At 44.3% G+C, this 19,519-nt stretch carries 21 protein-coding genes; 18 read left to right on the top strand and 3 right to left on the bottom strand.

Going from position 1 to position 19,519, the window contains the following annotated elements; genetic code table 11:
* Positions 1-63: 63 nt before the first annotated feature.
* Positions 64-822 carry a class I SAM-dependent methyltransferase gene (locus IT781_RS01065; protein WP_194968268.1) on the bottom strand — a complete coding sequence of 253 codons (759 nt, stop codon included), beginning with the start codon at positions 820-822 and terminating at the stop codon, positions 64-66.
* A 391-nt stretch (positions 823-1,213) separates the two neighbouring features.
* On the opposite strand from IT781_RS01065, the gene IT781_RS01060 reads away from it, so the two are divergent.
* From IT781_RS01060 to IT781_RS01050, 3 genes are all read left to right on the top strand, one after another.
* Positions 1,214-2,200 carry a HEAT repeat domain-containing protein gene (locus IT781_RS01060; protein ID WP_194968267.1) on the top strand — a complete coding sequence of 329 codons (987 nt, stop codon included), beginning with the start codon at positions 1,214-1,216 and terminating at the stop codon, positions 2,198-2,200.
* Positions 2,201-2,384: 184 nt separating this feature from the next.
* Positions 2,385-2,951, top strand: a complete 567-nt coding sequence (locus tag IT781_RS01055) for a hypothetical protein (protein ID WP_194968266.1) — start codon at positions 2,385-2,387, stop codon at positions 2,949-2,951.
* Between the two features lie 555 nt (positions 2,952-3,506).
* Positions 3,507-4,391: a dienelactone hydrolase family protein gene (locus IT781_RS01050; RefSeq protein WP_194968265.1), complete on the top strand. Its 885-nt coding sequence runs from the start codon at positions 3,507-3,509 to the stop codon at positions 4,389-4,391.
* Here IT781_RS01050 and IT781_RS01045 read toward each other — a convergent pair.
* Positions 4,370-5,356 (bottom strand): phosphatidylglycerol lysyltransferase domain-containing protein, encoded by a 987-nt coding sequence (locus IT781_RS01045; RefSeq protein ID WP_194968264.1) that lies wholly within the window; start codon positions 5,354-5,356, stop codon positions 4,370-4,372. The two genes, IT781_RS01050 and IT781_RS01045, sit on opposite strands and share 22 nt — an antisense overlap.
* A gap of 947 nt (positions 5,357-6,303) precedes the next feature.
* Between IT781_RS01045 and IT781_RS01040 the strand changes: the two genes are divergently transcribed.
* A complete protein-coding gene (locus IT781_RS01040) occupies positions 6,304-7,617 on the top strand; it encodes a site-specific integrase (RefSeq protein ID WP_194968263.1) in 1,314 nt (437 codons plus the stop codon).
* Positions 7,618-8,228: 611 nt separating this feature from the next.
* Here IT781_RS01040 and IT781_RS01035 read toward each other — a convergent pair.
* A complete protein-coding gene (locus IT781_RS01035) occupies positions 8,229-8,495 on the bottom strand; it encodes an ogr/Delta-like zinc finger family protein (RefSeq protein ID WP_194968262.1) in 267 nt (88 codons plus the stop codon).
* A gap of 176 nt (positions 8,496-8,671) precedes the next feature.
* Between IT781_RS01035 and IT781_RS01030 the strand changes: the two genes are divergently transcribed.
* The 14 genes from IT781_RS01030 to IT781_RS00965 all read left to right on the top strand — a co-directional run bounded on the left by IT781_RS01030 (position 8,672) and on the right by IT781_RS00965 (position 19,473).
* A complete protein-coding gene (locus IT781_RS01030) occupies positions 8,672-9,436 on the top strand; it encodes a hypothetical protein (protein WP_194968261.1) in 765 nt (254 codons plus the stop codon).
* Positions 9,437-9,594: 158 nt separating this feature from the next.
* A complete protein-coding gene (locus IT781_RS01025) occupies positions 9,595-9,894 on the top strand; it encodes a hypothetical protein (protein ID WP_194968260.1) in 300 nt (99 codons plus the stop codon).
* Positions 9,891-10,382, top strand: coding sequence for a hypothetical protein (locus IT781_RS01020; RefSeq protein WP_194968259.1), 492 nt, complete (start codon positions 9,891-9,893; stop codon positions 10,380-10,382). The genes IT781_RS01025 and IT781_RS01020 overlap by 4 nt, the downstream gene beginning before the upstream one ends.
* A 9-nt stretch (positions 10,383-10,391) precedes the next feature.
* Positions 10,392-10,607, top strand: coding sequence for a hypothetical protein (locus tag IT781_RS01015; protein ID WP_194968258.1), 216 nt, complete (start codon positions 10,392-10,394; stop codon positions 10,605-10,607).
* Positions 10,604-11,005, top strand: a complete 402-nt coding sequence (locus IT781_RS01010; protein WP_194968257.1) for a hypothetical protein — start codon at positions 10,604-10,606, stop codon at positions 11,003-11,005. Before IT781_RS01015 ends, IT781_RS01010 begins: the two co-directional genes overlap by 4 nt.
* Positions 11,006-11,018: 13 nt before the next feature.
* The gene (locus IT781_RS01005) at positions 11,019-11,561 is read left to right on the top strand and encodes a hypothetical protein (RefSeq protein ID WP_194968256.1); all 543 of its coding nucleotides are present in this window, start codon (positions 11,019-11,021) and stop codon (positions 11,559-11,561) included.
* Positions 11,562-11,670: 109 nt separating this feature from the next.
* Positions 11,671-12,528: a toprim domain-containing protein gene (locus tag IT781_RS01000; protein ID WP_194968255.1), complete on the top strand. Its 858-nt coding sequence runs from the start codon at positions 11,671-11,673 to the stop codon at positions 12,526-12,528.
* Entirely contained in the window at positions 12,525-14,123 is a 1,599-nt protein-coding gene (locus IT781_RS00995; protein WP_194968254.1) for a hypothetical protein, read from the top strand. Before IT781_RS01000 ends, IT781_RS00995 begins: the two co-directional genes overlap by 4 nt.
* Positions 14,124-14,370: 247 nt before the next feature.
* On the top strand, positions 14,371-14,631 hold the full coding sequence (locus IT781_RS00990) for a hypothetical protein (protein WP_194968253.1): 261 nt from the start codon (positions 14,371-14,373) through the stop codon (positions 14,629-14,631).
* 69 nt (positions 14,632-14,700) lie between these two features.
* Positions 14,701-15,336, top strand: coding sequence for a hypothetical protein (locus tag IT781_RS00985; protein ID WP_194968252.1), 636 nt, complete (start codon positions 14,701-14,703; stop codon positions 15,334-15,336).
* A 72-nt stretch (positions 15,337-15,408) separates the two neighbouring features.
* Positions 15,409-15,825: a hypothetical protein gene (locus IT781_RS00980; RefSeq protein WP_194968251.1), complete on the top strand. Its 417-nt coding sequence runs from the start codon at positions 15,409-15,411 to the stop codon at positions 15,823-15,825.
* Positions 15,826-17,094: 1,269 nt separating this feature from the next.
* A complete protein-coding gene (locus IT781_RS00975; protein WP_194968250.1) occupies positions 17,095-17,904 on the top strand; it encodes a TIGR04255 family protein in 810 nt (269 codons plus the stop codon).
* Entirely contained in the window at positions 17,886-18,566 is a 681-nt protein-coding gene (locus IT781_RS00970) for a hypothetical protein (RefSeq protein WP_194968249.1), read from the top strand. Before IT781_RS00975 ends, IT781_RS00970 begins: the two co-directional genes overlap by 19 nt.
* Positions 18,532-19,473, top strand: coding sequence for a hypothetical protein (locus tag IT781_RS00965; protein WP_194968248.1), 942 nt, complete (start codon positions 18,532-18,534; stop codon positions 19,471-19,473). Before IT781_RS00970 ends, IT781_RS00965 begins: the two co-directional genes overlap by 35 nt.
* Positions 19,474-19,519: the final 46 nt, after the last annotated feature.

The following is a 19,519-nucleotide window of genomic DNA, read 5'->3' as shown; positions in this document are numbered from 1 at the left end:
GGCGATGAACGTTTGGGATCACTGATCTTGACGACTTTTAGTGCAGATCAGTGAATTGCTGGTTTAACCCATCTGAATAATGTGAGCGGCCCAAGGCGGCACATTTGTGAGGAAAACATGCAAACCTTGCGAGAAGCTACCAAAATCGAATTCGCTATTTTGCGCAAGAATTGCGAGACTATTTCTTGAAAACAGGCTGATGTGCCCATTGCGGGGGGATGCGTACCACCAGCTTATCCGTTGGTTGGGATAAATGTTTCCGTCTGACAACAATGTCGAAAATAATATAAGCCCATTCGAAGAAAGCAGTGAGCGCAAATTCGACATCAACTCTTGAACATCGGGAACATGCTCAAAAACTTCAAATGCAGTAATTAGTTCAAATTTTCCGAGCTGCTCAATGCTAATGTTCCTGTCTACGAAAGGATCGTAGGAAATGGACTCCCAATTTGATTCGCGCAGGAGCTTCACGAGAAGCCCATTTCCCCCGCCATAGTCAAGATGCCTAATAGGATGAGGAAGATTGCTAAACATGGAAAGCAACGTAGCGGCATTTGCTCGAGGCCTGGTTTCGATATAATCAGGATCCACCAAGATGTATTCACCGTTGTATATCCTTTCCTCAAACTCGTCTAACGTCCATACGTATAGCTCTGGACTAAAACAAAAACCACACTTGCTACAGAGAGCATAGTAAACGGGAATTCCTGCAAGACTGAGAAACTTACCTCTTGCTTCCTCACAGGATTTATTGAAGTCCACGACATCGAGTAACAAACAAGCTCCGCCGCAAACAGAACAGACTAAATTTTGTTTATCCATAGTTCGGAAGCATAAGATTCATTTAATATTTCAGATAACACCCCATCGAGGTATTTGGATGCTCGAATACCCGATAAGAACCATCATGGTTGCCCTTTCAGCATTTAGCGGAGCCCACCATTATTTGCAAATGGTAAGGACCACTTTTTAAGTTGATATAGTCTATCGTTCTAATATTTGCTTAGCTAGACAGTAATAGCACGAATAGAAATCCACTTAAAAACATGAATAATAGCCATAAAAGCATAGGAATTTAACTTGGCACGACATCAATAACTAACCATCACATCAATTAGGACTGCAACCTGTGTGTCGCCCGCAGTCAGTCGGCTACGCGGTACGTTAAGTAAAGGAGAATTTGACCCCGCGCCTGTTAGATGGAGGTTTCCTTATGAAAACAATAAAGATTGTGATCATATCGGCCATGACCATTGGCTTCATATCTTGGCTGTGGCCAGATCTGCCAAATCCGGTAACAGAACAAACGACGAGAGACTCTGGTGCCGCCAACTCCTCCCGGGTGGCCGCCCCACCTCATTCTGACTCTGCATCGGGCTCAGTAGTTCAAGATAAGATCCCAAACAATACCGCTCAACTGACCAATTCATCGCCTTTTTATGTTCTATTCAGATCTAACCACTTAAGCCTTGAGGCCTCTGGACATCCGCTTCAAGACATTGCGTATAAAATCGCCCAACAATCAGGGATTACTATTGTAATGAGCGAGGCCATAGCAAATCCAACAACCACAATCCAGTTTCACGATCTTTCTATAGAGCAGGGCTTGCACCGGCTTTTTGAGAATTATGATATTTTTTTCTTTTACACCCGAGACGACGCCAAATCAGCTCGCCTGGCAACTGTTTGGGTCTATCCTCAAGGCCAAGGAAAAAAATTGGCGCCAGTTTCTCCGTCAATTGCAACGCGCGCCGATGAGAATATACAAGACATAACGGATGCAGACTCAATCAACAAGCGAGCCTCAGCTATTACCAATATGGTTGAGCAGCAAGGCAGCGCTGCAACCGAAATTGCAAAAAACGCACTGACGGACCCTGATGAACTCATCCGTATTCAAGCATTGGATGCCGCTCTGCGGGCTCAGATAGACTTGCCGCCGGATACGCTCAAAGATCTGGCTCAAAACGATGCCTCTGCAAAAATCCGCTCTATTGCCCTTGCTGGCTTGTTCGACCGCTCCGTAAACGGTTCAATCGGAACATCTGATATCCTGGATACTCTAGCAACTGCTCAAAAAGATGACGATCCGGAAGTATCAGAACTTGCCGCACAACTCATGAAATCCCTGGAAGAGCCCTCCGCTCAGCCAAGCGAACAGGAATCCCAGGAATCTCAAGAACAAACGATGCCTCCTTAACCTGAAGGGATACCGCAAGATGCTAAATAAGACTTACAGGAACAAGGCTCGATAAGTAGCTGATCAGGAAGAGATGGATACTCAATCCGAAGATGGATAATCAATTCGAATGGATACCGCAAAACGCCGAGTAAGACTTACAGGGACAAGGCTAGATAAGTAACCGATCAGGAAGGAGAAAACTTTGATCACGCTGTTTTACTTTTTATACAACGATGAGGGTAAAAACATGAATATACGATCAATAAATAAGAAAATGCGTTACTTAGGTAGCTTAACGGCGATCCTGGGTTTCGGGCTTATAGCCAACACGGCTAATGCCGACCTTTTATTCGCAACACAGAACAACAGCCCACAAAATGCCGCAGCAGCAAGAGATCTCGACCTCAATGGCCCGCAGGCTGGCGGTCAAACAATCACCTTTAATACATCACGCCCAAACACGTTGATACGCGTCATTTTTAATGCTGTTGGTGCAAGGCTAGGCAATTTTTCGGCCACACTGGGTTCCACGATTTTTATAGATCCCGCCGGTCCAACTGGCCCAACTGTTTGCCCGCCGTCTGGTTCAAACAATGTATTCGTATCCGGCAATGGCACCCCTAATGTACTTGATGGATGGGTGAGCGCTGTCACGCAATGTACCTATACAGTTCCTACAGCCGGAGTTCATCAGCTTCGAGTCCGAATGATCCCTACTCCAGCAGGCCAATGGCAGATTGATGACATTTCTCTGGTGATTGATAGATGACAATTAAATCTTGCTGTATTTAAAGGTTCAGAATCTGACAGACGCTGACTTTACTAGCAGTGTCTGTCGGGTTAGATTCAGCCTGAAAATTTTATAAAAGCTTCTCACTTGTGGATCGGATACAGCCTTACAGTTCGATTAGAAAATACAATAGATCTGCACGTAAAAGACAAGGCCGATTGGGCCGAATCTCCTCCGCCGGACAATTCGCTTCAGGCACCATGCAAGGGCTGTGTCATACCATTTTCGAGAAGCTTCCGACGTTCGCGAAATTAATGAATTTTATGAAGAAAATAATCTGGAACAGAAATCCATGACACGGAAGGCTTATGCCCTTTTCACGACCTCTTTGTCAGTTCGCCTCGCCCAACAGCACCCGTTCGAAGCCGGGCACGTCCGCGAGAAGATTATTGCAAGAGTAACAGGTAAAGAGCGCACTCTTGCCTTGTGGTGTCTCTGTATATTTCTTCCTCCTCATCGGGTATTCATATATACTCATCAACAATGCTCCACTATCGTTGTTTTTCCCTACTTATTCTTGCCACAAGCCTGCTTTTGTCGACTGCCAACAGCAATGTCTTCTGGAAACACCCATCATTTGATACGCTTGCAACCGATGCGATAGGCCTGTCGGAAAACGACCTGGCCGGTCCTGGCCTGCAGCGGATTGGCTCCTCGCGGGTCGAAGTTCTGCATCAAGGCGAGAGTTTGAAGGTCGTGCTGTACAAACCCGCCCATCCACAACAACCGGCGCCCGCTATTGTTTTCCTGCCAGGCCGCATGGCTTCTGACGACCAGTATGAAAGTTACTCCCGTGCACTCGCCTCCCGTGGCTTTGTCGTGGCCGTGCGCAGTTGGTATTCGCTGTTCAGAAGCGACCTCGAACTGCCCCACGATGCGAAAGTAATCGCTGACTGGCTAGTCCAGTCTCAAGGAGTCAATCCGGAAAAAATCGGCATCGCCGGCCATTCAATGGGCGGCAAAGATGCGGTGCTTGCCGCCGCACAATACGGCGGATTTGCTGGCGTGGTGGCCATCGATCCCGACGACAACGGCAACGTCTCGGTAGTGCACGGCACGCTTGCCAGCCTGAAGGCCCCTTTACTGCTGATCGGCGCGGAAGTCGCTTGGCGCGCATCCCGTATCTGTGCGCCGCTAGCGACTAATTACCTGCGATTCTTCGAGCGGGCGCCGACTGGAACCATCGAACTGACGCTGCGGGATACTGACCATGTGCAGATGCTGGACGAACCGGACCGATTCGGCTACGGCATATGCCGCAGCGGCACGGCGGATTCGCGCCAAGTGCGCATCACGGCAAGGCGCGCGACTGTTGGTTTTTTCCTCCAGCATCTCCAGGGTGGACCGGCTTTGCCAATGCCGACGCCCAACCAGGCCACCATCCGCGTGGCGCAAGCTTATCCAGTCAAGGAAAAATGAACAGCCCGCGATAAAGCGTAAAGTTCCCTTAGCCCGATGCGAGGCGATTGGAAAAGCAGATATAAAGGCTCTCTTTGCGCCACGCGAAATTTTTCCCAGAATACCGTCTTGCCATACTGGTGAATTAGCTTAGTCGCAAACAAGTAGTAAAGCTTGCGAGACAGCCACTCAGCCATGGCACTGCAACCCTCAATCCGCCCCAGTTTTTCCAGCGGCCCAACTCCCAGGCAGACCGAGCCAATACCCTCTTCGCGTAGTGCCTGCAGGGCAGTAACTATCATAAGTTCGTTGGTATAGAGTGGGGCGGCAGGCGTGGAAAACACGAGGTTGATCAGGCGCTGGCATCCAGTGCAGCCCACTTGCAGCATGGAGAGAAAGCCGACCACCTCGCCCGCCTGTTCGGCAATAAACCAGCGCCTGCCTACTTTATCATCGAAAAGTCGTGGCTGGCCCAGATACATCTGAGGCCCATGGCGAGCCCTCCGCCAAGCCTTGCAAGCTGCCTCTGCCTGTGCTTCCATCTGCGCATCAGACTCCCCTATGTACTCGCGCACGGTCACGCTCGTCCGCCGCACATGATTGAGGTGCTGGCGCAGATGGCGGGCCTGCGGGCCTGCCTCAGGATCATTCTGAGGATCGGCTATCAGCAGACTGGCAAACTCCATCGAGGCATATCCGCGCTCATGGGCATAGGCCTGCATGCTGACCGTTGCCGTGATATACAAAATCGACCAGCCTTTGCCTGCGCAATAGTCTGCAAAAGCATCAGCCAAGCAGGCTTTATTTTCCGGCGCGCAGATCGGATCGCCCTGCACAACAGCACACCTGCACACGAGTAAAAAGTTAATCAGCCCGTCAACAGCAGGAGTGCGAAAGGTGCTGCGCGAGGGATCCAGAGCAATGTGCGACACGGGGCCGCCATACTGCCGGACCAGGTCCACAGCGGCTGAAAGCGGTTTAGTCATAGAGGTGATTAAATATCGATAACGACATTAGAGGAAACAAGAATGACATAAGTTTAAGACGCAACGAAACAGAAAATGCACTTAATAAACATCCGAAGTTGTCTAGCTCCCATGATTAAATTGCCAAGAGTAGCAAAAATAGCGGGCAATTTTTTATGCCAGACAAATAGAAATGAGACATGGCTGATGGCACGTACCTTAGGATTGAAGCTGTAATTCATCAAGTAGGCGCCTGGATGCTGTTTGTGTACTTCGACTCCACCATAATGAAAGCATTTGACAGTATTTCGTCTTGAATTTCTTATTCATCGCTTCGACCCTGCCGTTGAAAGTATGCCATCTTGCTTACTTGGCATAGCAGTGCATCAAGTATCTAAAGGATAGCAAAAATCATTCTGTTCTGGCTTGCTCAGGTTAATGACATTATATGAGTCATGGTGGTGTTTTCCTCATGCTGGTGGATCTGCGGAGATCTTTTTACCAACAAGTTATACCGCATCCTTCTCTAAGTCATACACCAGAAATGACTATACCTTGGTGTTGCCCTGTTAAGTGCAGATCATCAAGGGACATTTTGCGTAGTCATGTCCCTTGGACCATGACTTGAGATCTAAACTTGAGATTTTTACTTGAGGTGGGGCTAATGCGTCCCTGTTGAGTGTGTACTTAAAGACCGCATGAAGTATGGAGCCAATGGCGGGATTCGAACCCGCGACCTACTGATTACGAATGATTCAATTTGTTGTATTTTGGTGTGCAACGAAGTTCGCCGAAAAATTCAGCATCATTAATTATCAATAACTTGCAATTTTTATTGTTTCCTGATTGTTCGCTGATGTTCATTAAAATTCGTTGACAGTCGCGCCCGAAACCAAGACCATTACCCAGACCAAATACTAATTTTCTGGTCACCAAATAATCAGTAGGTCGCAATTTGAGGGTAATTTATGGCAATCACGACGATAGAACTTGACGCACTTAAACCGAAAAATAAACCCTACATCGTTCGGGAAAAGCAGCTACATAAGAAGGATGGAACACTAGCGTTCAAGATGTTGCCATCGGCCGTGATTGATGCCTATTTTATTTACTACATTGATGGTAAGGAAAAGCTAAAAAAAATCGGGCGATATGGAAAAGGCGCAATGAGCCTGAAGGAAATCAGGAATTGCTACCGGGATCTATCAAAGGAATACCAAGCCGGCATCGACATCAAAGAACAGCAGCGCCAACAAGCCTTAGCCGAAGAACGCGAGCGCCAAAGACAAGAGACTGAGGAGCGTAAAAGGAAACTGCAAGGCAGTTTGCAACAATTGATAGACATATTCCTAGATCATTTACAGGCCAATAAAAGCGAGCACTATTATAGGAATGTTAAACAAGCGTTTGATCTGAATCTACGCAATCTGGACACAACCAGAAAGGCCAATGAAATCACCAAGACTGACATTATTGAAACCTTGCACCCAATAACTGAGCGCGGATCTTTATTTATGGCAAACCGGGTACGCGCCTTTTTATCATCTATGTTCAAATTTGGTATTGAGTTTGATGACACCCCAGAAACCATTACTCATGGCGTTCAATTTTTCATTGAAAGCAATCCAGTTTACTCAGTACGCAAACCGCTAAAAAAAGAACCGCCAGCAGACCGCTTTTTATCAGAAGATGAAGTACGTAATTTCTGGCAGGCGTTGGAGTCAAGCTCAATGTCAATACACCGCGCCAACATATTCAGGCTAATGCTGGCATTGGGTACACGCCTTGAAGCTATATCAGGGCTACAATGGAATGAAATAGATTGGCAAGAGCGCCTTATTACCATTCCGCCAGCCAGAAGCAAGAATGGCAATTTCTGGGTAATCCCGCTCAATGACATTGCTTTCGAAGTTATCAGCAACAATCCGAAACTGCATATGACTTATCTCTTCCCAGCGCAGAGTGGAAATGAGCCTTTACGCACAGACGGGTTTAGCCAAGCCATAACGCGCCTATGTAAATCATCAGGTATCTCCAAATTTACACCACGGGATCTAAGAACCACATTTAAAACACTGACAGGAAAGGCAGGGATCAGCAAGGATATAAGGGATCGAATTCAGAACCATGCGCTTAATGACGTATCTTCTAAGCATTACGACCGCTACGACTATCTGAAAGAAAAGCGGCAAGCACTGGAAATATGGAACCGGCGCTTGACGCAAATAATCCGCAATGAGCCAGATAACGCCGAAGTTATACCAATCAGAAAACAAGGTTAACGCACCATTTAAGAACCGCCAGCATAACAGTATGGCTTAAACCGGGCATAGAGCTTGACGGTATCAGTAAATCAACGCCATACGCCATATAAGCATGATCCAACCTGGGCATTGTTAATTAAGATATTAATTATGGTTTTAGAAATCTTTTATATAAATCCGCCGTAACCGCCTTAAACGCCAGAGTCATTACCACATAAAGAATAAAGGCAAGGCGGTTAAAAACTCATCCGCCGTAACCGCCTAACTTTAAGCGCTTAACTACCTCTATTTGGCGTTTTTATCTTGATGGCAATACGGCTGTTAAATGTTCTTTCAATAGAATAGATAAATTTTTTGGTAGCAAAGCAGCGAACGCTCAGCCTGGCATTGGTGGCCGATCGCCGGCTCGGGCGGACATCGAGCCGGAAGGCCGACATCAAGGCCGAACCGGGATCCAGGCAAGGAAGCCGGCACCAGGCTGGGCAGTTTGAAGCATAGGCCGGTATCAGGTCGCGGCCAATGGGCGAGCAGGAGCGCCGGCAATGACGGATCAGCGGCGGTTATGCCGGATCAGCATCAAGCCCGGCATCATCTGTCATGAACGCTCAGCCTGGCATTGCTGATCGATGCTAAGCCGGATCAGGCAATAAATCGCGCCGGAGAGATGCTTTTTCTTCCTTGGTCAGAGTATTGACTAAATTAAACGCCATTTCTGCCGTAGTACGGACAGGATGATTGAGAACGTGTTTATAAGCGAGTGTATAAACAAAAGTTGCCGCGCAGTCCTTGGTATTGGTGCAACTGCAATATAAATCGGATATGGTTTTATCATCGTTGAGAATATTGCGCGAGGTAATCAACGCTTTGTGAAAACAGAACGGGCAGACGACTTTCATATCAAAAACTCCTCATATTTTTAATTATTTATCAGATAAGCCTTTAGGAATGGCCCAGCTAAAACTCATCTATTATAATCAGTCTTGACCGGATAGCCCGACGGGGCAACAAGCGGGTTTCGTCGACCTGCTTCCGGTTTTCCTTTCTTGACGGCTTTCACTTTGACGGAGTGTTTATGATCCCGGTGTTTTTTAATGGGCATGGTGAGTGGTTTATTAAAAATAACCAAGGCCAAGACTATCCCCATAGCGATCTTGTCTGTTATATAGAATATGACAGTTATAACCGTAGATGGTGGCGCATATACCCATACAATGAAGTCGTTGGCACTTTTATGTTAAGTGAGGACGATGAAAAGCGGTATACAGAAAAAAAGCAGAGACATAAGGAGCTGAATCAAAAATTTGATGAATTTAACCTCGGCTTTGTTGATACGCTATGGCCTTTGCCAGCTGACATTAAGATTTATGGTGCAGTAAGACCACCAGATCCGGAAATAGAGGGAAACGGAAGGTATTATTTTAAAATTAAAAAATATAAAAATTCCGAGCCTGATATTAAAGATAAACTTCATTATATACTGCATCCCGAGCTAGACCATGTGGACCGATTGGAATTAGGCGATTCAACCAATACAGAAACCACAGCCAATACTGATAGATTAGTTAAAACAAAATATATAGACGCTGCTTTATCTGATAGTCATCCAGCATATCTTGACCCTAAACACCCGATGTTTAGTGAAGAATTGAATATTGCAATTCGAGCTTGGACTGAAGTTCTTGAATGTACTCCAGAAAAACCAAAACGAGGAAGCCGGAAACATTTAATAGAAAAATGGTTGGAAACCTATCATAAGAGCTTGTCATCAGAAGCTAAAAAACGCATTGCTACTCTAGTGAACCCAGATAAAAACGGCGGCGCTCCTTCTTCTGATTAAAAAACCTACCCACCCCTTAAAGCCTGATTCCATGCGGCTTACATAGAACGTACCCATTCTTAAATCCGTAAACACCTAGAACTGTTCCACCTGCACATAACTATTTTTCCTGCATAAAGTACGCCAACAGTTTTTTTTAACTACTTGGATGTACAGAAATGCAAGAACAACAAGAACAAATAGAGCAAACCGCAAAACAACCGCAACTATCCGAATCAACGCTACGGCGCCAAGAACGCCTACCTGTCTATCTTTTCATCTGGCATATCTGTAATTGTCCAACAACGAAGAAAAAAGGGATAACACCTATTTTTCCGATGTGCAGAACATCTTGGTTAAAAGGTGTTAAGGCAGGGATTTATCCTAAGCCTTTCAAAACTGGATTAGGCAAAAGGCAAAATGCCTGGCGTACTGAAGATATATTGTCTTTAGCCGAGAAAATTAGCAGGGCTAAATGATTCAGCTATTGACACATATTATGCATGCCGCTATGCTGCACCTGCTTTCGCAAAAAACGAAAGTCGGGATTGAGACCCCGCACAAAGGCCACAACAGGCCACTTTCTACAGTGGTTTTTTTATGCCCATCAAAAAGACAGACGGTATTGCGCCGTTTGCATTCTGTTATGGAGGGCTGCATTGGGCAAACCCTTAAACAAGGTTTGGCCGGATCCTTTGCCGGTAGTCTCAACCCAATGCAGTCCGCCGCCCAGCGATTGAGACCAAAGGGCAGCGGTTTATCCATCTTCAAAGGAGCCACCGCTATGCGTAACGCCCAAAATCCGGCTAATAAATCAAGCCAATACAAATATTCCCTTTTTAATCTGGTTAAACGCACAACCGAAGGCCGGCAATTAATCTGTCAGGACTTAACATTTGCTCAGGCAGCCGCTCTGGTTACCGAAGTCCCCGCTACAGTCATTAAATTTTCACGTTTTGTATGGTAGGGGTGCGGCATGAACTCATACAGCAATAACAGCCAAGTCACTAAGCAGCACATCCAATTACTTGAAAGGCGATATCGAGCGGTAAAAGGTTCGCTCAAAATGCTGACTGTCTTTGAACAGCCCAACCTGAAAAGCGCCCTAGCAATGGTTGAGGATGCCCAAGCCCTCTTCGATGCGGCCAAGCAGCTGCACGCGGCCATAGCGGCGATGGAGGGCGAGCAATGAGCTTTCAAATCAACCAATCACGCAAAATTTCACTTGATGAACTTATCAGGCAGCAAGAGCAGAGGCGAGGCATACAGCCTTTAGCGTTAGAAGCTGAGCTATTACTTAAGCGCATCACTCAAGGCGGCCATTCAGGCCAATACCTTGCTGATGCTTTCATCAGCGCCTATAGAAACCAACCTTTTGAACATAGCCTGTACGATTTAATAAAGCTGGATGCTGAAGCTTTCAGGCTCTTTCATCAAATCCTTCATTGCCGTCATGTTCAAGGCTGGAATGATGAAGCCCTGTTTAAGATTGAACAACAAATCAAAGCCATTATTCAAGAAGCCTCTAGCGATAGCCTGAATAATCAAGGGCCAAAAGCCAAACAATTAGAAGAAATATCAACAAAATAACTGGGGCTACACTATGCCAATTTTAGAAATCAATCAAAACGAACCAAACCATAGCCCCGACTCATTAAGCCAAGCCGCTTTAACCCCGGATTTTAGCCATCGTTGGGCGCCGTTATTAGGCGGCATCAATCTCTGGTGTGTAACCGAGACCATCGATTACACGGCGCTAAAAGTTTGTAGCATATTGAGCCTGTTGAAATGCCAGTTCGCCGCTAGTTCATGCAGCCGCTTGGATGATGAATCGCTCTATTACTCTTTCGCCACCGTTTCAATGGATATCAAAGATATCGCAGCTTTCATTGATGCGTTTAAGCCCGTGTGGGAAATAGATCAGCATAAGAATGCACCGGACGGCCATAGGGCATTTGCCAATATCGAGCGATCCATAACAAAAGCCATGGGTGTCATTTATCTGCTGTGCAATCAGTTTGCTGATGATAGCCTTTCTGACAGTGAGAGTATTTGCGGGGCTATCGATTCAGTTGTACGGGACATTGCCGATATACGGCTTACTGTTAAGAATTTTCATAAAGCCGTAAGAAACCAACAGGCATAAAAAAACCGGCACTCAACTTAATTGATATGTCGGTTTTTCAATACTCGTCCTCAGCGCGGTAATTATAACCGAAATTACGAGTATTGCATTACCGACAAGGAAGTATGCAATGAAAAACGTAGAAGAAGCGTTTAAAACCGCTATGCTTGATGCTGGCATTAATACGCAGTATATCGTTCCTGCTGACGGCAAAAAGCACAGATTTCATATTGACGGCGACAAGCCCGGCACTAAAAACGGCTGGGCCATTCTTTATCCTGATGGCCATCCCGCTGGTTCCTTCGGAATCTGGACGCAGCCAGGCATAAAACATTTATGGAAGCTGGAAGGCCAGCCAGTTCAATTATCCGCACAAGACCGGGCTGAGATCGACGCCAAACGCCAAAAGCGCGAGATCGAGCAGCAAAACCGCCAAAGACGGGCGGCAGCGACAGCGCGGCGGATCTGGGCGAGATCAAAGCCCATTACCAACCCAAGCGAACATCAATACCTGGTTAAAAAGGCTATTCAGCCACACAAGGCCCGGCTTTACAGCAAGGCGCTGGTTATCCCTATTTACGGCGAAGCGCGGCAATTGGTGAATTTGCAATTCATCGACCCAGATGGAACCAAGCGGTTTTTACCAGGCGGCAGAAAGAAAGGCTGTTTTTCCGTAATAGGCTCAACGGTTGGCAACCAGAAGGCGCTGATCTGCGAAGGCTGGGCCACTGGGGCCAGTCTGCACGAAGACACCGGGCTTTTTGTCGTGGTGGCGCTTGATGCTGGCAATCTTGAGCCAGTGGCTAAGACGATCAAGGCATTATTGCCACATCATCAGCTTATTATAGCTGGCGACAATGACGAATCCGGCACAGGCCAGCTTAAGGCGCGAGCTGCGGCGCTGGCCGTGGGCGGTTCCTACCTGATCCCCGATCAAGCAGGCAAGGATTGGAATGACGTATTGACTGAGGCAGGAACCGAACAATGAACGGATCATCAAGCCAGCAAGCGGAAACCAAACCCCAGGTGGCTAAAAAAGCGCCCAAATTCAATCTCGATAATGCCATTTATCCATCGGCAGAAGAGCATAAAAAGCCTGAGATAGCCAAAGTCTCAAGTGATGCGGCACGGGCAGCGAATACGGACATTGTTTTATATGACTCAGATGGCAAAAAGAAATCACAGGCAACCTTATTAATTGAGATTGGACAGCAAGCAGCCTTGTTTCATGATGAAAACCAAGATGCATATGCCGAAGTCAAAATTGATGGCATAAGCATACTTTATAAAATCCGCTCACGGGATTACCGGGAATATCTTGGGCATCGGCTTTATAAGTTGATTGAAAAAGGGGCAAATGCCACAGCAATCACAGATGCCGTTAATACATTGGAAGCAGCCGCCAAGCATGATGGAGAACTGAAAACTGTAGCTATCCGGGTTTTTCATGATAATGACAGCCACACTGTTTATATCGATCAGGGATGCAGTAAAAGGAAAATTGTAAAAATAGACCGCAATGGCTTGGAAACTGTGACAGAAGCACATGTAAAGTTTATCCGCAAAAACGGTATGACGGAATTGTCACAGGCTAGTGATAGCGGGGATATTGGTTTGATCCGCAAATATATTAATGTTTGCGAGGAAGAATTGCCGCTTGTTTATGGTTGGCTTTTCTGTGCGCTCGCTGGTGTAAAACCATACCCAATTTTAATCCTGCAAGGTGAGCAAGGGACAGGTAAAAGCACAACCAGCAGAGTAATACGTTTATTAGTTGACCCTTCTAGCGTTTTACTCAGAAACCCGCCGCGGGATAGCCGAGATCTAATGGTATCAGCCGCTAATACGCATTGTGTTGTTTTGGATAATCTAAGTGGTTTAAGTCCTGAGTTGGCTGATTGTATGTGCCGATTGTCAACAGGTGGCGGCATAGATGTTAGAGCCTTATATACAGATAGTGAACAGTTCCTTATCGATTTGCAAAGGCCTATTTTGTGCAATGGTATTGATGACATTGCCACAAGGCCGGATCTGGCAGACCGTTCATTCATTATCAATTTGCCTGTTATAAGCAATAAGGAGCGTAAATCAGAATTGGAATTCTGGCAATCATTCGAGAAGGACCGCCCAAAAATTCAGGCGGCTTTATATCGCGCTATAAGTTCGGGACTTAAATTTCGTGACCAAATCAAGCTAACGGAAAAACCAAGAATGGCTGATGTCGTTCAATGGGTAACAGCCTGTGAACGTGGTTTAAATATGGAAGGCGCTTTTATCAATGCACACACTAAGAACCAAATGCTGGCTGTTGAGCTGGGTATTGATTCTTCTCCAATAGGTAGCGCAGTCATGGCTTTAATGTCTGACCGTAAAAAATGGATAGGAAAACCTACTGAATTCATGGCTGCATTGGAAGATATTGCCGGAGAAAGACAGGTGCGTTCAAAGGCATGGCCCCAATCTCCAAAGGGCTTAAATAATGCCATTAAGCGACTGATGCCCAATTTCAGAAAGATGGGTATTGAAATTATTAAATATGATTTTGGAAACCGCGAATACCGGATAGAAAACTTGAATAAATAAGCGCCATAAACGCCTTAAGGCGATTTAAGCGCCCTAATACGGCGGTTATAAATTGTATCCGCCCGCGCTCAACCCCTTGTGTAATAAGGCTTTCGGCTTTTTAGGCGGTTACGGCGGTTAAAACGGGCAATTCTTTAGAAACAATAAATCAACATCAAGGAGGAAACAACGCACTAGGTACTAAAAGCAATCAATTTAAAAAGATGAATAAAGTCAATTAATTACTTTTATTGTTAGGAAAACAATTATGAACAAAGACGAAAAAACAAATGAGCTTTTAACCAGGCTGCAAAAAACGACCAAACAACTAACTGGCTGCTTTAGCAAGAAACTTAGTATGGATGACTATTCGTCTGCAACCTATGAATTTAGGCTCATCAAAAATGAGTATCAAAAAATGGCGGCTAAATCCGATCCTAGCGATCAAAACGTTTTTCAGCTTGGGCAAGCTTTGCGCGAGCTGGAATCGGTAATAAACAGCCCAGCCAATCCATACAACTGCATTTAATAAAACCTTGATTCTGTGCTGCCTAGGGTGGTCAGGCAGCACGATATTTAAAATAAGCGAGAAAACTCAATGAATACACAAACTGATTATCAAACTAAATATTTTAACCATAAGGCCGGCATTAACGAGCTGAAGCAGACAATCACTGATAAACAAGCTGATATTGAAGGCCTTAAACAGCGCATTACCGAAACCCAAACAAGGATCGAACAAATCACAAAACAATTAGAAATTGATGAGGTTAGGTTTTCAAGGCCCAGCAAGGTTATCAGGCCATCCATGACGTTAGAAGAGTTTAAGGCTCAAAAAAGCATGGTTGCTGAAATGCGGAGTGAATTGCCAGTCTTGAGGGAGGAGTTGGATTACAAAAACAAGGCCATGAATGTTTTGAAATCCGATTTATCGCGTAAAACAGACGAATTGCATTTCGTCAAAGGCAAAATTGTTGAAGATTTGATTGAGCAATCCGCCAATGCGCTGATTCTGGCAGCCGGCGATCAGTTGGAAAAACTGGTCATAGCTATAGTGGCGAAGAACCGTTCAGATAACGGATTCGCTATCGATATCTCTCAAAAATTGAACTTAGAAAAAGTGACGAGCATGGACATTGGTAAAACGCTTTTCTGTAGAATATTTGGTGATAAAGGCTTGCCCGACTTATCCGAAGCACAGCAGCGCATTACCGCTATGATTGAAGGCGCATAAAGGGAGGGATGAACAGTGGCCGTTAATCAAGATCAGAATGGCAAATGGTTTGTTCAAGTTGATCGGAAAAGAATGCCCAGGATTAGGCGCGGCGGTTTTGAATCACACGAAGCCGCCAAGATATTTGAGGATGAGTATATAGCCAATCATCGAGCCCGGTACGAACAGAACGCGGATAAGCGAACACTGAAAGAGCTGATCGAGATTTGGCACAGTTACCACGGAATCAACCTGGCCGACGGCCGCAGCCGTCGGCGAGCTTTGATGCAGATGGCCGACGAACTTAAAAATCCGGTGGCCAGTCAGTTAGGTCCTGAGCAGTTTATAGCCTATCGGTATCGAAAAACGCACGGCACTAAGGCTATCGATTACAAAACCTTCAACAATCTGCACGACCACCTATCGTCTGTATTCGACCGCTTGAAAAAGTTGAATGTCATCGATTACACATCACCAATTTGCGACGTTGACTTTCTGAAGGCGCAATAACAGATTCAATCTACCGCTGACAGCAATGACCGACAAATAAAAAAAACCGGGAGTTATCCCGGTTTTTTTTGCGAAAAGAATCATTTTTTAAATGATACGGACGATTAATTTTACCAGTCTGAGCGGAGCGCTAAGCCCAGTCCTGACAAAACCAAGGCATTTTGGCAGATTTTGTCAGTGTTTTGTCATAGTTTTGTCAGCCAATAAAGCCAGTAAAAACAATGGCTACAGAGAATTCCTGACAAAATGACAAATCATTTACAACCTTTTTTGGAAAATTATATGGGGTAGGGAGCAAACTGTAACCCTCTTTCCTGGCAAGGCGAACACCATGAAACAGGCTTAATCTGATAGAGGGAAACAGCCGATGAACTGATTCCCTTTAGACTGGTTAAAAGGGTGGATAGGGCTAGACGCGGATCCAGAATCGCAACAAGTATTAAATCTGCAACTGCTCTTTAGTGCCAAATTGTGCAAAGCGTTTTCTAATTAAATCAATAAGCCAATGTGAATATTGCCGGCTGTTTTTTTAATAAAAACAAATAATTGAAAAATTTTATGAAAGTGATCTTAAGCCGTTAGATGTAAAAAACAGCAAGGCAAAAAATTTCATCAATTCATTTAGTGAATTTTTTAAAGCCCTATAAAACAAACGCTTATCCCATTATTCATGATAAAACTGATCGCAAAATAGGTAATAATGTTGGCAATTAGTTTCAAATTATTGCAATTTTTGAATAACTCGGTTTTGGCAGAACAGCCGCTTTTTTAACACGTAGCAAGCCTTAAGCCCAGAATTGATGCAGCTTAAGCCGTACTGTTTCATAGATTCATTAGCACTTATGAATTCAAAGCTCATTTCAATTTGAAAAAAAATTGCAAAAACAGCGCGGGCGAGGAGGAGTGGTTTGAGCGGGAAGAATCATCACAAAGCAAAAAATAACGCAATTGATGCGCAGGTTTCTTTGTATTTGTTAGCCAAGAATTCTTCTTAGGCTTATGTTTTTTAAGAAACGAATAGTCAGTTTTATTTTGTTATTTTTTAAAGAATTATCGGCAAGTATCAAATATTTCCATCGAAAATTGTTGAGTTCTGTAGCAGCAAGGTAATTCTTGATTGCTGACTTTCAGCCATATTACTGCATTGCTTATCCATCAAAACTTCATCGGTATGATGGAAAAATTTATGTTAAGTGTTTAGTTACGTGTATACTTATTTCAGCACTAGTAGTCAAAAACTTAACTATTCATAGATAGGCGGTCATCGTTATGACAGATCGAAGTGGTATTCTTCCAAACTCTCCACTTGTATACACATTGGCGTCAATCCGCTTTGCTGCATGGCCACTTCTGGCTAAAAAGATCGATGAAATTCATGATGAGCTACGTGATTGTACTCCATTAATTCAGACCATACAGGTTCAGAGTGTATCTCATGGTGGTATTTCTGGAATGCAAAGTGAAAGTGTGACGACCTTATGGATGCTTCTATCGAGTGATCGATCATTAGGCATACACTTAGCGCCAGATCAACTACTTATTTTTTCCAAGAAATACACTTCTTATATCGACTTTGAAGCTGTATTGGATAGATGTTTAAGCATTCTCTTGAAACACATGCGTTTTATTGATGTGATAAGCACTGGTGTTCGCTATGTGGATCACATAAAAATAAAAGACGGAGAAGAGCATGCGAATTACATTACTGATCGACTATTAACTCCTACTTTTCCGGGATTTACTGATGTCGGATGTATCTATGTTGGATCGTATAAGTCTGGAGACTATGATTTGCGAGTGCGTTGTACTAGCCAGCCAGATGCTCTCGCTGTTCCAGAAGACATAATCAGTACTCTTTCCATGAGCTTAGAGCCAGGTAGTCCGCTTAAACTTGATACTCTGAAAAATGGAATTCTATTAGATATAGATGCTTATAAGGTTTACACGACACCTACGCGAATGGATAAGGATGTAGTTTTGAAACAACTTGATGTTTTACATCAAACCGCAAATAAATTTTTCCGGCATGATTCCGTATGCACGGATTATGCATTTAAAACATGGAAAGGGGAATTTTAACTATGGTCGCCGCGGATATCCATAATGCTGCGCTGTCATCATTGACAGTATTACAGCCTAGCGCCGATGTGCTGGCTGGATGGGGAAGAACAACATCATCTTCATTGCATATTAACAAAACAACTCAAATATCAAAAATAGAATGCGGTTATGTTTTGTTTGTCGATGGGCGACTAGTTATCGTCAAGCTGAGCGATAATCAATATACTGAAACATCACAAGAAACATCTAATTCACAGCCTGTTGCTATTGCTGAGCGTTTGGATTTGATAAAAGATCGCCTTGCTCTATCAATTACTCAATTAGCCGAATTGTTTGGTGTTACTCGTAAAACGGTCTATGACTGGTATGAAGGAACTGAGCCACGTCGTACTGCGATAAACCGTATGGAGATACTTATCAATGTATTGAACGAAGTTTCTCCAGAAGTTGATTTAACAAGATTAAAAGCCGTGTGGAATATTCCCGTCTCTGGAAAATCATTCCGCATGGTATTTGGCAATGACAATATAGATGCTGAGGCTCTGCAAAGGGCTCTTACTGAGAAACTGGATGAGCTGTCTAGTAGAATCATTGCCTCAACTGGTCCGATGCGAAAAATAAACCCTCAGTTCGGAGAAGCTCACCTTGCAGAATTTGATAAAAGAACCGATCTTGGCTGAGCCATTAGACTCAGCTCTTTTACTAGATAAAATTATAAAATGTAAATGGTGGCAAGGCTCTCTAATATCTGCTGGTGATATTCAAAATTATTTAAAAGATTGCAAAGATGTTGATTGGTGGATAATTACTACACAAGCTTGCAACATCTATAATTCTAATTTTGAAAAAGTGCCTGTTTTTGAAGTCGTGGCTGCTTGTGAGATTGAAGAGTGCCATCCTAGAATGAGCAAGGGTGATGATCCTCGGATTCTTCATGTTGAGGTGCAATTTGAAGAGAAAATCAAAGCGCTGGAACTTGATATACAGAGACGTAAGTGGTTGCCTCGGGCTCTATTAGCAAAATTGCCTGCTCCAAAATTTCATGTGCGCGACGTCGACCAGAATATTGAAATCGGTTGGTCAAAGAAAAAATGGCTCGATAATTTTGTAGGCTGGATGGGGAGAAGTTATACACGTTTAGCTCTTCCAGATGATTTTAATTTTGCTTTGCGTAAATCAAAGATAGAGGATGTGCTTAAAGAAAAGCTCACCAAATATCATGAACAGTTATATGGCATTTATATATCCATTAGCTCATATACTGATGAGGAATGGAAAGGGCTTCTTGGAGAAATGCCAGCCCCTTATTTACTCGAAGTAATGTTGGTCACTTATGAGGACGCAGATCCTGAAGACTTTAAAAATAAATTAACAAAACATCTTTTTGAAGATGAAGTTAGTGATCCTAATGCCAAAGAGACAAAGATAACCCGCGCAAAATTAGCTGAAAGATATCAGGTTCATATTAACAAGTTGGCCATTTCTGCAAAGACTATGGCAGGCGTTAGTCTTCTCGAGCTAAAAACGTACGTTCGTTATACATTTGTTGATCATCTATCGGATTCGTCAGCGTCCGTTAATGATTAATACGATACGACATGGAGGAAAGTCTTTTGGAAAAAACAAGAATTAA

It is taken from the genome of Methylobacter sp. BlB1 (assembly GCF_015476545.1).
Taxonomy (GTDB): Bacteria; Pseudomonadota; Gammaproteobacteria; order Methylococcales; family Methylomonadaceae; genus Methylobacter.
The sequence above is the reverse complement of the archived record's forward strand: the minus strand, read 5'-3'. Positions and strand labels throughout refer to the sequence as shown.

Excerpts from the sequence above, each read along its gene's own strand:
- IT781_RS01020 (WP_194968259.1), top strand. The coding sequence starts at position 9,891 with ATGATTCAGCTATTGACACATATTATGCATGCCGCTATGCTGCACCTG.
- IT781_RS00980 (WP_194968251.1), top strand. The coding sequence starts at position 15,409 with ATGCCCAGGATTAGGCGCGGCGGTTTTGAATCACACGAAGCCGCCAAG.
- IT781_RS00985 (WP_194968252.1), top strand. The coding sequence starts at position 14,701 with ATGAATACACAAACTGATTATCAAACTAAATATTTTAACCATAAGGCC.
- IT781_RS00975 (WP_194968250.1), top strand. The coding sequence starts at position 17,095 with ATGACAGATCGAAGTGGTATTCTTCCAAACTCTCCACTTGTATACACA.
- IT781_RS01040 (WP_194968263.1), top strand. The coding sequence starts at position 6,304 with ATGGCAATCACGACGATAGAACTTGACGCACTTAAACCGAAAAATAAA.
- IT781_RS01010 (WP_194968257.1), top strand. The coding sequence starts at position 10,604 with ATGAGCTTTCAAATCAACCAATCACGCAAAATTTCACTTGATGAACTT.
- IT781_RS01025 (WP_194968260.1), top strand. The coding sequence starts at position 9,595 with ATGCAAGAACAACAAGAACAAATAGAGCAAACCGCAAAACAACCGCAA.
- IT781_RS01005 (WP_194968256.1), top strand. The coding sequence starts at position 11,019 with ATGCCAATTTTAGAAATCAATCAAAACGAACCAAACCATAGCCCCGAC.
- IT781_RS00990 (WP_194968253.1), top strand. The coding sequence starts at position 14,371 with ATGAACAAAGACGAAAAAACAAATGAGCTTTTAACCAGGCTGCAAAAA.
- IT781_RS01045 (WP_194968264.1), bottom strand. The coding sequence starts at position 5,356 with ATGACTAAACCGCTTTCAGCCGCTGTGGACCTGGTCCGGCAGTATGGC.
- IT781_RS01000 (WP_194968255.1), top strand. The coding sequence starts at position 11,671 with ATGAAAAACGTAGAAGAAGCGTTTAAAACCGCTATGCTTGATGCTGGC.
- IT781_RS00970 (WP_194968249.1), top strand. The coding sequence starts at position 17,886 with ATGGAAAGGGGAATTTTAACTATGGTCGCCGCGGATATCCATAATGCT.
- IT781_RS01060 (WP_194968267.1), top strand. The coding sequence starts at position 1,214 with ATGAAAACAATAAAGATTGTGATCATATCGGCCATGACCATTGGCTTC.
- IT781_RS01015 (WP_194968258.1), top strand. The coding sequence starts at position 10,392 with ATGAACTCATACAGCAATAACAGCCAAGTCACTAAGCAGCACATCCAA.
- IT781_RS01065 (WP_194968268.1), bottom strand. The coding sequence starts at position 822 with ATGGATAAACAAAATTTAGTCTGTTCTGTTTGCGGCGGAGCTTGTTTG.
- IT781_RS01030 (WP_194968261.1), top strand. The coding sequence starts at position 8,672 with ATGATCCCGGTGTTTTTTAATGGGCATGGTGAGTGGTTTATTAAAAAT.
- IT781_RS00995 (WP_194968254.1), top strand. The coding sequence starts at position 12,525 with ATGAACGGATCATCAAGCCAGCAAGCGGAAACCAAACCCCAGGTGGCT.
- IT781_RS01035 (WP_194968262.1), bottom strand. The coding sequence starts at position 8,495 with ATGAAAGTCGTCTGCCCGTTCTGTTTTCACAAAGCGTTGATTACCTCG.